The 13,208-nt window shown below is 39.6% G+C and carries 14 protein-coding genes and 2 pseudogenes; 5 read left to right on the top strand and 11 right to left on the bottom strand.

Annotated features, from left to right (window positions below; all coding sequences use genetic code 11):
- Positions 1-57: 57 nt before the first annotated feature.
- The 4 genes from D9K81_RS11960 to D9K81_RS11945 all read right to left on the bottom strand — a co-directional run bounded on the left by D9K81_RS11960 (position 58) and on the right by D9K81_RS11945 (position 4,495).
- On the bottom strand, positions 58-1,392 hold the full coding sequence (locus D9K81_RS11960) for a sensor histidine kinase (RefSeq protein WP_120374976.1): 1,335 nt from the start codon (positions 1,390-1,392) through the stop codon (positions 58-60).
- On the bottom strand, positions 1,389-2,060 hold the full coding sequence (locus D9K81_RS11955) for a response regulator transcription factor (RefSeq protein WP_120374975.1): 672 nt from the start codon (positions 2,058-2,060) through the stop codon (positions 1,389-1,391). Before D9K81_RS11955 ends, D9K81_RS11960 begins: the two co-directional genes overlap by 4 nt.
- A gap of 116 nt (positions 2,061-2,176) precedes the next feature.
- Positions 2,177-2,569, bottom strand: coding sequence for a NirD/YgiW/YdeI family stress tolerance protein (locus D9K81_RS11950; protein WP_120374974.1), 393 nt, complete (start codon positions 2,567-2,569; stop codon positions 2,177-2,179).
- A 168-nt stretch (positions 2,570-2,737) separates the two neighbouring features.
- The gene (locus D9K81_RS11945; RefSeq protein ID WP_120374973.1) at positions 2,738-4,495 is read right to left on the bottom strand and encodes a GspE/PulE family protein; all 1,758 of its coding nucleotides are present in this window, start codon (positions 4,493-4,495) and stop codon (positions 2,738-2,740) included.
- 240 nt (positions 4,496-4,735) lie between these two features.
- On the opposite strand from D9K81_RS11945, the gene D9K81_RS11940 reads away from it, so the two are divergent.
- Positions 4,736-5,983: an MgtC/SapB family protein gene (locus D9K81_RS11940; protein WP_198488542.1), complete on the top strand. Its 1,248-nt coding sequence runs from the start codon at positions 4,736-4,738 to the stop codon at positions 5,981-5,983.
- A 9-nt stretch (positions 5,984-5,992) separates the two neighbouring features.
- Here D9K81_RS11940 and tsaA read toward each other — a convergent pair whose 3' ends face one another.
- Positions 5,993-6,712 carry a tRNA (N6-threonylcarbamoyladenosine(37)-N6)-methyltransferase TrmO gene (tsaA, locus tag D9K81_RS11935; RefSeq protein ID WP_120374971.1) on the bottom strand — a complete coding sequence of 240 codons (720 nt, stop codon included), beginning with the start codon at positions 6,710-6,712 and terminating at the stop codon, positions 5,993-5,995.
- 106 nt (positions 6,713-6,818) lie between these two features.
- Here tsaA and D9K81_RS11930 point away from each other — a divergent pair, with 106 nt between their 5' ends.
- Positions 6,819-7,598, top strand: a complete 780-nt coding sequence (locus tag D9K81_RS11930) for a ferredoxin--NADP reductase (RefSeq protein WP_120374970.1) — start codon at positions 6,819-6,821, stop codon at positions 7,596-7,598.
- A 60-nt stretch (positions 7,599-7,658) separates the two neighbouring features.
- Here D9K81_RS11930 and D9K81_RS11925 read toward each other — a convergent pair whose 3' ends face one another.
- Complete coding sequence (locus D9K81_RS11925; RefSeq protein WP_120374969.1) at positions 7,659-8,294, bottom strand: cation transporter; 636 nt, start codon at positions 8,292-8,294, stop codon at positions 7,659-7,661.
- A gap of 74 nt (positions 8,295-8,368) precedes the next feature.
- Here D9K81_RS11925 and cadR point away from each other — a divergent pair, with 74 nt between their 5' ends.
- Entirely contained in the window at positions 8,369-8,770 is a 402-nt protein-coding gene (gene cadR / locus D9K81_RS11920) for a Cd(II)/Pb(II)-responsive transcriptional regulator (RefSeq protein WP_120374968.1), read from the top strand.
- Between the two features lie 18 nt (positions 8,771-8,788).
- Here the strand turns inward: cadR and D9K81_RS18675 are convergent.
- From D9K81_RS18675 to D9K81_RS11905, 4 genes and pseudogenes are all read right to left on the bottom strand, one after another.
- Positions 8,789-8,995, bottom strand: a pseudogene (locus tag D9K81_RS18675) (arsenical resistance protein ArsH); the annotation flags it as partial.
- Between the two features lie 61 nt (positions 8,996-9,056).
- Complete coding sequence (gene arsB, locus D9K81_RS11915) at positions 9,057-10,109, bottom strand: ACR3 family arsenite efflux transporter (RefSeq protein ID WP_120374967.1); 1,053 nt, start codon at positions 10,107-10,109, stop codon at positions 9,057-9,059.
- Between the two features lie 84 nt (positions 10,110-10,193).
- A complete protein-coding gene (locus D9K81_RS11910; protein ID WP_120374966.1) occupies positions 10,194-10,667 on the bottom strand; it encodes an arsenate reductase ArsC in 474 nt (157 codons plus the stop codon).
- A gap of 4 nt (positions 10,668-10,671) precedes the next feature.
- Positions 10,672-10,992 (bottom strand): ArsR/SmtB family transcription factor, encoded by a 321-nt coding sequence (locus tag D9K81_RS11905; RefSeq protein ID WP_120374965.1) that lies wholly within the window; start codon positions 10,990-10,992, stop codon positions 10,672-10,674.
- 156 nt (positions 10,993-11,148) lie between these two features.
- Between D9K81_RS11905 and trhP the strand changes: the two genes are divergently transcribed.
- Together trhP and D9K81_RS11895 are read left to right on the top strand one after the other, a co-directional pair.
- Positions 11,149-12,549 (top strand): prephenate-dependent tRNA uridine(34) hydroxylase TrhP, encoded by a 1,401-nt coding sequence (gene trhP, locus D9K81_RS11900; RefSeq protein ID WP_120374964.1) that lies wholly within the window; start codon positions 11,149-11,151, stop codon positions 12,547-12,549.
- Positions 12,550-12,560: 11 nt separating this feature from the next.
- Positions 12,561-12,815: a YfhL family 4Fe-4S dicluster ferredoxin gene (locus D9K81_RS11895; protein ID WP_120374963.1), complete on the top strand. Its 255-nt coding sequence runs from the start codon at positions 12,561-12,563 to the stop codon at positions 12,813-12,815.
- A 287-nt stretch (positions 12,816-13,102) separates the two neighbouring features.
- Here D9K81_RS11895 and D9K81_RS11890 read toward each other — a convergent pair.
- Positions 13,103-13,208: pseudogene (locus D9K81_RS11890) on the bottom strand (FAD-dependent oxidoreductase); the annotation flags it as partial.

The raw sequence follows: 13,208 nt of genomic DNA, 5'->3' as shown, positions 1-13,208 counted from the left end.
CAGAATTTGCATAAGTCGCTATACTGTAAATATATTAAGTTTCGTGTGGTACTCACATCAAAACTCAATCAGAACTTTTAAACCGCCTAAATCAGAAACTGAAAATTTAATCTGGCCTTGATGTAATTCAACAATTTTTTTACAGATAGAAAGACCTAAACCATTTCCTTGTACTTGACTTCCCAATACCCGATAAAAACGCTCGCCAAAGTGTTGTATCACTTTTTCATCTATACCTTCACTAGAGTTATCAATTTGCCAATAGAAATGTGCTCTCTGTTGGCTGAGTTGAATATGAATTGCACCTAAAACTGGAGTGTACTTCACCGCATTGTCGATTAAGTTGCGTAAGCAGATTTGCAATAATTCTTCATTCGCCTCTATCACCACGGGCTCTAATTTAGTCTCAAGCATTAACTGACGTTGTTTCAATGATTCTTGATAATCCATCAATACTCGTTCAGTTAATGCCTGTACATCCACTTTTGTTTTGGGCAAATCTTCCACGTTCGAAGGATCTAAGCGCGCCAACAATAATAAATTTTCGAGTACCTGTGTACCACGGCTGACATCTTGCTGTATTGCGAGCATTTCTTTTGCCAATTGTGGATGATCTTGATATTTACGACCTAACACTTGCAAGCGCATTTGTATGGCCGATAAAGGCGAACGTAGCTCATGTGAGGCATCTGCGGTAAAGCGGTGCTCTGCTTCTAAGGCGCGCTCTAAACGTTGCATTAAGGAATTTAACTGCAAACGTATAGGCTCTAATTCCATAATTGCAGGCTGGCTTGCATCAATTGGACTCAACTCTTTCGAGTTTTTGAATGAAATTTGCTCAGAAAACTGATGGATAACGGCAAAATCCCGCTTCATCAGCACTTTTAATAATACCCACTGCAACCCCCATAACAAAAGTAAAACAGCAGCATATCCCAATACACTTTGTAATAATAATTCAACTCGTTCTTGCATGGGTTGCAACATAAGTACTTCACGCTGTGAATCTGATTCAGTCTGTTTATAGCTTCGCCACAGTTGCATATCTTGCCAATAAAACCCATATCCCTTAGCCATTCGATTTGAGTCGAAGCTTGTCTGGTCATGCTGATCCTCAAGTTCAGATCTCGCCAAAATACGATGCTTATGTTGCACGACATAAGAAATATCAAACTCTTTGCTTAACTCCGCAATGGTTTGACTCGATTGGCTCGGTTGCTGTTGAGCCATCAGCAAATCAGCTATTTCATCCATAATGGCATCTTGCGTATCCATCGTTTGATAAGCTGACAATGCAAAAAGTAAACACAATGCAATTGCCCCTGCGAGGACAGAACTCCATAACGACGTTTTAAGCAATTTTTGCTGAAGGGAAATCACCGATTGATTCATGATGACGCCCTATTCATGCGATAACCTAAACCACGAATCGTCTTAATATATTGACTGCCAAGTTTTTTTCTTAATTGATAGATATACACTTCAATCGCATTACTTTCGACTTCATCGCCCCATGCATATAAAGATTCTTCTAACATCTCTCGACTGACTGTATGCTCAGGTCGTTGCATCAATTTATATAAAATTTGAAATTCTTTGGCGGTTAAATCAATACGCTCTGTGGCTTTGTGCAAGGTCTTAGCCTGTATATCCAACTTTAAGCAATCAAAGCTAATTATATTTACTTGGCTTTGCTCGGCCTGCTTTAAACGTAATTGAGCACGAATACGTGCAGAAAGCTCATCTAAACTAAATGGCTTAACCAAATAATCATTTGCACCTAAATCGAGTCCAAGCACGCGGTCTTGTATGCTGTCTTTTGCAGTAATAAATATGACTGGCGTTTGGGGCTGCGTTTTACGTAATGCGACAATGACATCATCACCAGTTGCTTCAGGTAAGCCACGATCTAACAACACACAATCATATTGATGCTGTTGTAAAGCCAAAATTGCATGATCCCCACGTGCTACCCAATCTAAGCTATAACCATCCATTTCTAACCATGCTTTAATGCTATCCGCTTGGGAGGTATCATCTTCAGCCAGTAATATACGCATGCCGATATTCCTTACATTGGGAGTGAACGATCAAAATCTATTTGTACTTGATTCTGCCAGCATAATAAAAAAACCGCATGCAAGCATACGGTTTTCTGTAGAGTCATCTACTGTGATTAAAATTTCACTTGATCCACATCAATTTCTACATGCTTGGTTGGCAATAGATCAACATCTACTTCACCCATAATGATCACAGGTGTTTTAGCAGAAATGGCTTTACCCTGCCATAAGTCATCATCGATATCGACCGTAATGCTTCCAGTGGTATCGCTGAATTGGTATTTTTCATCGCCAAGCGCTTTCACAATGTAGCCCTTTAACTGAACTTCGGTATCATCTTTTAAAGTTAACGCTTGCTTTACGCTCACCAATACAGGTGCAGCAATTGCTTTTTGGTTCACTGCTCCTGCGTTCACAGTTGTTTGTGATGTGGTTGGATTTGCAACAGCGTATACAGCAACACCCGCTACAACCGTTGCAATCAGTGATTTAGTTAATGTGTTCATATTCATTCCTCTGTTTAAATGTTCAATGCTTAATTGGATATCTGCATTTAAACAAAGAAATATGAGGTGAATCTGAGGAACACCTCATTTTGCGCATAATATGAAATTACATACATCACTTAATGCATCAGATGATGATATGCCTCTCACATAAGTTGAATTATTCCTTTAGTTCAAAGGCACAACTCGTAGGACTTCCTCTAAAGTCGTTACACCAGCCATGACTTTACGTGCTCCTGCAATTCGTAAAGGTTCAATCCCTTCTTTACGGGCTTGATAACGTAGTTTAGTCAGATCTGCATTGGCACCAATGAGCTGTTTGGTTTCCAAGCTCAGTGGCATAAACTCATAAATACCTACTCGCCCTTTATAACCGGTATTACGACATTCATCACAACCAACAGCCTTAAACACAAAATCTGGCATATCTACATTGTAATCAAAAGTCAGATGTTTCCACTCTTGATGATCAATAAAGGTTTCTTGCTTACAATGCGGGCATAATTTCCGTACTAAACGCTGTGCTAAAACCCCTAAAATAGTTGCGGCTGTCAAAAAGGGTTGTACACCCAAATCATGTAAACGCGTTAAGCTTGATGGCGCATCATTGGTATGCAAGGTAGATAATACCAAGTGACCTGTTAATGCAGCTTGTATCGCCATATTGGCAGTATCATGATCACGAATCTCACCCACCATAATAATGTCAGGGTCTTGACGCATTAGCGCACGTACACCGTCGGCAAAACCCAAGTCAATTCCAGTATTCACCTGCATTTGGTTAAAACTAGGCTCTAACATTTCAATCGGGTCTTCAATGGTACAAACGTTCACCTCATCTGTCGCCAACTGTTTAAGCGAGGAATATAAGGTGGTGGTTTTACCCGAACCCGTAGGCCCTGTGACTAAAATAATGCCATGACTATGGCTAGTCAGTTCATTCCATGCGCTTTGCAAACGTCCCTCAAAACCCAGTTGTTGAAAACTGCGTACCAACACTTCAGGATCAAAAATACGCATCACCAACTTTTCACCAAATGCTGTAGGTAAAGTAGAGAGTCGTAATTCAGTTTCTTGGCCTTTTGGCGTCCGCGTTTTTAAACGTCCATCTTGTGGTTTACGCTTTTCTGCAACGTTCATTCGCCCTAAAATTTTAATTCGCGAAATGACCGCCGTCAGGGTATTCGCTGGCATGTTATAAATAGTGTGTAATACGCCATCTATACGAAAGCGTACTTTGCCTGCCTCTTTACGTGGCTCAAGATGAATATCACTGGCCCCTTGTTCAAAAGCAAACTGTAATACCCAATCAACCAGCTTCACAATATGTTGATCATTGGCATCTGGGTTTTGCGTATCGCCCAATTGTAGCAAGGCTTCCACGCCTTTATTGTCACGATCATAAGCCGAGCTTTTTTGTGAATTATTCACCGCACGGCTGACCTGATAATATTCCACCAAATAACGCTGTAATTGCTCTGGATTTAACAGTACGCGTTGAATTTTACGCGGTAGTACCGTCCGCTCTAGATTGGACATCCATTCCATTTTATAAGGCTGATCCGTTGCAATCAGCACCACATCATTTTGAAGTTCAACAGCCAATATACGGTTTCGGAAGGCGAACTCTTGCGACATTACACTGGTTAATGCGGCCACATCGGCTTTTAATGGGTCAATAATATAAAAAGGTAATTGGCTTTTTTCAGCTAACCACTGACATAAACGATTGAGCGTTAAAACTGACTGGGGATGACTTTGATCTGGCAAGTTAAAATTTGAAATCCACTGTAATGGATGCCATTTCAGCTGTTCACGTTGACGATGTGTCGTTTGAATTAAGAGTCGATCGCGCTCTGTAATTCGGCCATCTTTTTCTAATTGCTCTAGACACCAAACCGTGTCAATTTCAAAGTTATGTATCATTATTTTCAGTCCCCAAACAGACTTTTACTATACCAAGTTTCACCTTGCTTTTTATATCAATAAACCATCAATTAACACCTAAAAGTATTCGATAGACCTGCATTATTAATCTGCCTAAACCAAAACCTTAAAATAAATAAGGATATTTCCTATTTTGAGCAATACAACGCTTGAAAGATATTCAAAACTTCGCCTATATTTCAAGCACATCTAGACAATAACGACAGTATTGGTGACCTTTTGGATTATTCATTTGCCACACAATTTCCAAGCTCATTTGCTACATTGCTTTCTATATTGGCATCTGCACTAGGTTGTGGCTTACTCATTGGTTTAGAACGTGAACGTAGTAAACAACGTGAAAATCAGCACAGCTTTGCAGGACTTCGCTCCTTTGCCATTTGTGCCTTGCTTGGTGCACTCTGTTTTTTATTTGGTCAGCATATTGGGTTAATGGGCGCCGCAATTGTGGGCGCAATGGTGGTGCTTTCTATTAAAAACCAAACGGATGACCCAGGCATTACCACAGAACTGGCTTTTATAATGACCTATTTTATTGGGGCACTATGTTTATGGAATATGCCTTTGGCTGCAGGTTTATCTGTGGTGTTAACCATTATTTTAAGGGCCAAACATTCCATGCACAGCTTTGCAGGAAAATGGATTACTGAAGCCGAATTTAGAGATGGTCTGTGTTTATTGGCATTAATCCTAATCGCACTTCCCCTTACTCCCAATACCCCTCTTTGGGGCGACGTACTTAATCCTTATATTATTTTAAAACTTCTTACACTGATCTTGGTCGTGCAATCCTTAGCACATATTGCAAAACGGTTATTGTCTTCTAAAAATGCTATGATGCTGTCTGCTATTGCCTCCGGTTTTGTGTCCAGCACTGCCACGGTTGCAAGCTTAGGCATGGAAGTTCGCGCTGGACGTGCCAATGCAAAACACAATGCGGGTGCTGCACTCATGTCTTGTGTCGCTACACTATTGCAATTACTGATTATTGTGGCTGGTCTGAGCATGCTGTGGCTAAAAAGCATTGTCATTGCTACTCTCATCGCCACAGTCATTTTGGCAGCCTGTGCATGGCTCTTATTAAAAGATGCTCCCCTGACAACGTCCAATCAAGATTTAGACAGTCGCATGTTTAGCTTAAAAGAGGCCACAATTATCGCCTTAACCTTAACGCTGATTCAGGCAGGTGTTTACGCACTTAATTTAAGTTTGGGCGATGCAGGTTTAATTCTTGGAACCTTACTAGCATCTTTATTTGAAATTCATGCTGCTATGGCAACCGTTGTGATACAAGGTACGCCCGACAATAGCACCATATTTTATGCATTTGTTCTTGGGATGATCGCACATGCAATTGCTAAATCCATCAATGCATTTATCACTGGCGGTTATAGCTATTTTGCCTATTTTGCACCAATTCAAATTTTGCATATTGCTGTGCTCATCACGCTACTGTATTGCCTATAAGGAACAACGCTATTCAGTTACTGTATTAAGCTCACAAATGTGTACGGCTTCGGCCTTCACAGTAAATGCGACGTCCATACTGGCAAAGCGCATTTTATAAACACGCATTGCATCTTCCTGATAGGCAGGTCGCGGATCAAGTGCCAATACTTGTTCAAGCTCTTGCAATTGCTGTACATCAATTTTTTTGGTCTGCAATAAGTGGATTTTTTGCTGCTCTGCGACTTGTAGCCATAACACCACTTTACGGCTAGGCTCGTCTTGCGCATAGCCACTTTGTGCATCGACCACAGCATCCGAATATTGAATATAGGGTTTAATATCTACAATGGGTGTGCCGTTGAGTAAATCACTGCCCTGCACATAAACTCGCACAGATTGTCCAACTTTTTCTACTTTCTTCAGCTGTACCACAGATAAACCAATCGGCGCAGGTCGATACATACTCCGCGTAGCAAAAACACCTATTTTTGCATTTCCCCCAAGGCGTGGCGGGCGTACTTGTGGACGGAACTTTTGAATGTCTTGATTTTTATTGTCGTGAAACTGCCAAACTAACCATAAATGACTAAATGCTTCAATACCTTCAAAAGCCAATAGCGTGTTGTACTCACCCGTCATTTCAATATAAGACTCAACTTGCACTAGGTTCGGCTGACGAGGAATACCAAACTTTTCTTGATAGGGAGAATGCATATAACCAATTATTGGCAAATTCAAAGTCGACATAATCACTTTTTCTGATAAGTTCAATTAAATATATTCAGTTTATCGAGAATGATTTTAGATTAGAATAGTAAGCTGTTCTAATTTGATAATTTTATTGAGACCTTTAATGGCTGCTTTTAACGTCGAAAAGATTACTCACGTCCACCATTGGAATGACACTCTATTCTCTTTTAAAACGACTCGTGACACTGCATTACGTTTTAAAAACGGTCAATTTGTGATGATCGGCCTTGAAGTAAATGGTAAGCCTTTAATGCGTGCTTATTCTATTGCTAGCGCAAACTATGAAGAAGAGCTAGAATTTTTCTCTATTAAAGTGCCAGATGGCCCTTTAACATCTATTTTGCAAAAAGTGAAAGTAGGCGACGAACTTTTAGTTTCTAAGAAACCTACAGGTACTTTAGTATTGGATGACTTAAATCCAGGTAAGAACTTATACCTACTTTCTTCAGGTACTGGTCTTGCACCTTTCCTTTCTGTAATTCGTGACCCAGAAACTTACGAACGCTTTGAAAAAATTATTGTCGTTCATGGTACACGCTTCATTTCAGAATTGGCTTACCAAGACTTAATTGAAAATGAAATTCCAAACCACGAATTCTTTGGTGAATTAGGCGCGAAAGAAAAATTGGTTTACTACCCAACTGTAACGCGTGAAGAATTCCATACTCAAGGCCGTGTAACGACCGCCATCGAATCTGGTCAATTATTTGAAAAAATCGGTCTTCCACGTTTCAACCCTGAAACAGACCGTGCAATGCTTTGCGGTTCACCTGCATTCCTAGACGATGTTGCGGCGCTTCTTGATCAACACGGTCTTAAAGAATCTCCTAAAATGGGCGTTCTTGGCGATTACGTGATTGAACGTGCATTCGTTGAAAAATAAGATTTAGATTTTTCAATCTAATGCAAAAAACCGAAGCTTATGCTTCGGTTTTTTTATTGATTAAACTGAGCAACTCGTTTCAATTTTACTGTCTTTACGTTCTTTCAAAGCTTGTTTAATCACTTGATAACCACCCGTTAAACCCAGTATCGCCATAATTGCAGCCACAATAATATCAGGCCACAAACTACCCGTACCAAATACCCCAATCGCAGCCAAAATTACGGCTACATTGCCAATGGCATCATTGCGGCTACACAACCAAACAGACTTCATATTGGAATCACCATCTCGGAAGGCATATAAAATAACTGCAGAAATAACGTTAGCAATTAAGGCTAAAACCCCAATAGCCCCCATGGTGATTGCTTCAGGTGGTATACCCTGAATATAAGAATAAACGACCTTTCCAATGACCACAAAACCAAATAATGCCATGGTCATGCCTTTTAACAGTGCAACAGTAGCGCGCCAATATAAACTTGCACCTAAGACTGCCAGTGACACTGCATAGTTCACTGCATCCCCAAAGAAATCTAATGAATCTGCCCAGAGTGAAGATGAATGTGCATAAGCACCACCAATCAGCTCAACCAAAAACATGGCAGCATTAATAAATAATGCAATCCATAATGCTGTGCGAAATTTACTATTTTCTTTTGGTGGTGCAGGCTCATGGCTACAAGTACACGCCATACAAATCTCCTATGCAATACAACCTTTAACAAGATATAGTCATTAGAAACCCTAGAGTAACTCCAAGGTCAAGCATGGCAAATTATAAAATTGGTGAGCTGAGTAAAAAGACTGGTTTCAGTACAGACAGCATTCGTTTTTATGAAACAAAACAACTCATTCAGCCTTCGTTTCGGGCGGACAATAATTATCGTTATTATTCTGAAGATGCTTTAAAACGTTTAATGTTTATTCAGCGTTGTCGTGCTTTAGATTTGTCTTTAAAAGAAATTGAAACTTTAATTCGCTTAGAGCAACAACCCCAGCAAAATTGTCATGCTGTGAATGAAATTATTGACTTACATTTAGCTCAAGTCGAAAAAAAATTGGCTGAACTGCATAAATTCCAGCAGGAATTGCAACAGCTCCGCCAATCTTGCAACACACAAAATACAGTCGATCAATGTCAAATATTAAAACAGCTTGAAGCTCAATAAATTCTATTTCACGCTTTTTTATACAGAATTCTGATTTACCCGTTTTGACAGCTCAGTCACCAACTCCTTAGGTTCAGCATATCGATTGGTCAAATATGCCGACTGAGCTCAGGTCAACAAGGTAAATTTATCAAGTTCGTCCATCACCTCAACTATTCGATCATATAGGCATGATGGTTTCATCCGACCATCTTCTTCAAACGCCAAAAACACTTTCGAAATTGAGTCTACACAAGTTAATCCAGCTCGATATTCGGCAGATCAAGCTTTCATAAATTAGTACTCATTAAGTATTTTCCTCTGCATGAGAGAAATATTTTTTACGTAGCCATAAAGACACGCTAACCAAAGCAATCAGCACAGGAACTTCGACTAATGGCCCAATAATCGTGGTAAATGCAACAGGTGAAGCCAATCCAAAGGTAGCAATAGCAACTGCAAGGGCTAATTCAAAATTATTACCCGCAGCAGTAAATGAAATGGCTGTGGTTTTTGCATAGTCATTTCCCATCCATTTACTCATAAAGAAGCTTACAAAGAACATCACTACAAAATAAATGGTCAGTGGAATGGCAATACGTAGTACATCCAGAGGTAGGCTTAAAACTTCGCCCCCTTTTAAGCTAAACATTGCCACAATGGTCAATAACAAGGCCAATAGACTGAGCGGACTAATTTTTGGCAGAAACTGATTCGAGTACCAATCCAAACCTTTGTATTTAACCAAAATCATGCGACTGAAATAACCCAACAAAAATGGAATACCCAAATAAATGAGCACCGCTTGAGTAATGACGCCAAAGCCAACATCAATGACTTGCCCTGCTACTCCAAAATAAGGAGGCAAGACACTCAGAAATAGCCATGCATAGCTACTAAAAAACAGAATTTGGAAAATGCTATTAAATGCCACCAAGGCGGCCGCATATTGGTTATCACCACATGCGAGATTATTCCAAACCAAAACCATCGCAATACAACGTGCTAGACCAATTAAAATTAGTCCCGTCATATATTCGGGGTAAGTCTGTAAAAAAATAATTGCCAAAGCAAACATCAAACATGGCGCGATCAGCCAATTCTGTACCAGTGACAGCAGTAGCGTTCGCTTATCCTGAAACACTTGTGGCAAATTGGCATAGTCCACCTTTGCCAAAGGCGGATACATCATCAAGATTAAGCCAATCGCGATTGGTACATTTACCGTACCCACGCTCATTCTGTCTAAGATAATGGCTGTTTGCGGAGAAAAATAACCGACTGAAATCCCAAATGCCATGGCAATAAAAATCCACAGCGTAAGATTACGGTCTAAAAATGATAGTTTTGCAGTTTGCATATATTCAACTTAGATGGATATAGTGCAAAAATAAAAAGATATCTCCCAAAAATATGCTTTTATTTTTGCAGTTATGCTTTTTAATTAATCAATCTGACCAATTTTATGTAACTCAGAAATCAGTTCTTCTTGGCTTAAATGGTCTAAAGCTAAAGCAAAAAAGGCGTCAAAACGGCGTTGAATATGTTCAACTGTCTGCTTAAATGCCTGGATTTTCTCTTCATCTGCACATTCCAAATGCGATGGATCTTCTAAGCCCCAATGTACTTTAATCGCATTACCCAAATAGAGCGGACATGGTTCTACTGCCGCTGAGCTACAGACTGTAACGACAATTTGCGGCTTAAATTTTTCACAATCTTGCATGTTTTTACTCCACAAATTATCTGTGGAAATATTTAAACTTTGCAAGGTTCTTAATGACAAAGGATGTACCTTCCCTGAAGGTTGACTGCCGGCACTACAGGCACTAAAACCTTCTGGCGCACGTGCATTAAACAAGGCTTCAGACAAAATACTCCGACAACTATTACCCGTACATAAAAATAGAAAATTCATACACTTAATCACAACAAATAGAAGTATTTTCAGAAATTTTAAAACTTTCTGCACGTGGATTTTGTTGTAGCAATATGTTCAACATCTCTACACACCACGGTTCTAATTCAGGATGAATTTGGTAATAAACCCATTGCCCTTGGCGACGATCTTGCAAAATTTTTGCGCTACGCAATAAAGCCAAATGACGCGATATTTTCGGCTGATTTAAATCTAAAGCACTCATTAAATCGCAGACGCAACTTTCACCACGTAACAACAGAAAAGTTAAAATATCTATACGGGTTTGATCCGATAAAGATTTAAAAAAAGTGAGTTGATCCATAGTATATCTGTATATTCGAATATGCATATATATTAGTCTTGATTCAGATAAAAAAATAGCGCTTTTTAAGCTTAATTCCGAGTTTTTTACTAGGTTGAATCATTTTTTTAGATTCATACAATAAAGCCATAATTTTTATATGCCTTAATTTTTGTCATGAGTATCACGACTGTTACCGAACTTCTTTCACCTGCTGGCTCACTGAAAAACATGCGCTATGCCTTTGCATACGGTGCAGACGCCGTGTATGCAGGTCAGCCACGCTATAGCTTGCGTGTGCGTAACAATGAGTTTGATCATGACAATCTGAACATTGGCATTAACGAAGCGCATACTTTGGGTAAAAAGTTTTATGTGGTGGTGAATATTCAGCCTCATAACTCAAAATTAAAAAACTTTATCCGTGATCTCGAACCTATTATCGAAATGAAGCCTGATGCATTGATCATGTCAGATCCAGGTCTGATTATGATGGTGCGTGAAAACTTCCCTGAAATTGACATTCACCTATCGGTTCAAGCCAATGCCGTGAACTGGGCAACGGTGAAATTCTGGCAAAAAATGGGATTAACCCGTGTGATTTTGTCACGTGAACTGTCGATTGAAGAAATTGAAGAAATTAAAACCCAAGTTCCGGGCATGGAAATTGAAGTCTTTGTGCATGGTGCACTATGTATGGCCTACTCTGGTCGTTGCATGCTGTCAGGCTACATGAATAAACGTGATGCCAACCAAGGCGCATGTACCAATGCTTGTCGTTGGGAATACACAGTTTCTGAAACTCAGGAAGATGCCAATGGCGATGTGATTCCTGTACAAAACATTGGTGATGCGCAAAAACAAAGTTGTTGCTCAAAAGATGCAGATGAGTTACACATGCAATCACAACATCAAGTGTCCGATCCTGTGTTATTACAACGTAATGACGAAGAAGCCTTTGCTGCTGAAGAAGATGAGCACGGCACTTATTTTATGAATTCTAAAGATTTACGTGCGGTTCAGCATGTAGACCGTTTAACTAAAATGGGCATTCACTCACTCAAAATTGAAGGCCGTACCAAGTCTTACTTTTACTGTGCCCGTACTGCGCAAATTTATCGTAAAGCCATTGATGATGCGCTACAAGGTAAAGACTTTGATCCATCTCTCATGACGCAACTTGAAGGTTTGGCAAACCGTGGTTATACCGAAGGTTTTTTACGTCGTCATGTACATAGTGAATATCAAAACTATGAAAATGGTTCATCAAGTTTTGATCATCAAATTTTCTGCGGTGAAGTGTTAGAACGTCATAGTGACTATATCAAAATTGATGTGAAAAACCGTTTTGTCGTGGGTGATTCATTAGAACTAATGACCACCAAAGGCAATATCACCTTTACCTTGACTGAAATTAAAGACAAAAAAGGCAATTCAATTGAAGATGCCAAAGGTTCAGGTCATATCGTTGATATTCCTGTACCTGCCGATGTCGATATGAGCTATGCCCTATTGATTCGTAACTTACCAAATTCGACGGCAGATATTTCTGCATCGTCTTTGGCTTATCAGGCTTAGTCGAGTTTTATATGGCATTACTCATTACCGACAAATGCATTAACTGCGATATGTGTTTGCCTGAATGCCCGAATGAAGCGATTTATGAAGGTACGAAGGTCTATGAAATTGATACAGACCGCTGCACAGAATGTGTAGGTTTTTATGAAACTCAGACCTGTGTCGATGTCTGTCCAATTGAGTGCATAGTGCCCCATCCTGAGCATGTGGAAACACAAGAGCAGTTAATGAGAAAATTTAAAGAATTGAATTTATTCAATTCTTAATATGAATTACCACTTTGGAATACTTATTGCTTATAAGCTTAGCAATTGAAAAGAACAACCTTGGGGAAAGTATAATAATAAGGTTGTAAAACAAGAAAAATTATGGGCAAAGAATAGGATCAAAATGCGTGGGGACATTTTGATTCTGATCTTGCAGATAAAAAAAGGAACTCCGGTGTTAGCATCCAAAGTTCCTATAAAACGAGAATATTGATAACAACAATATTCAAAATAACACTTAGAAAATCGGTCAGTGTGTATGGGGAACACACTGACCTTTTCTTTTATTACTGCCCAGAGCGGATGATGTAATCAAAAGCAGAAAGTGATGCTTTCGCGCCTTCACCTGTGGCAATGATGATTTGTTTGTACGGCACTGTTGTACAGTCACCC

Source organism: Acinetobacter chengduensis (genome assembly GCF_003664645.1).
In the GTDB taxonomy this organism is placed as follows: domain Bacteria; phylum Pseudomonadota; class Gammaproteobacteria; order Pseudomonadales; family Moraxellaceae; genus Acinetobacter; species Acinetobacter chengduensis.
Note: the sequence above shows the minus strand (reverse complement) of the source record. Positions and strands in the feature narration are given on the sequence as shown.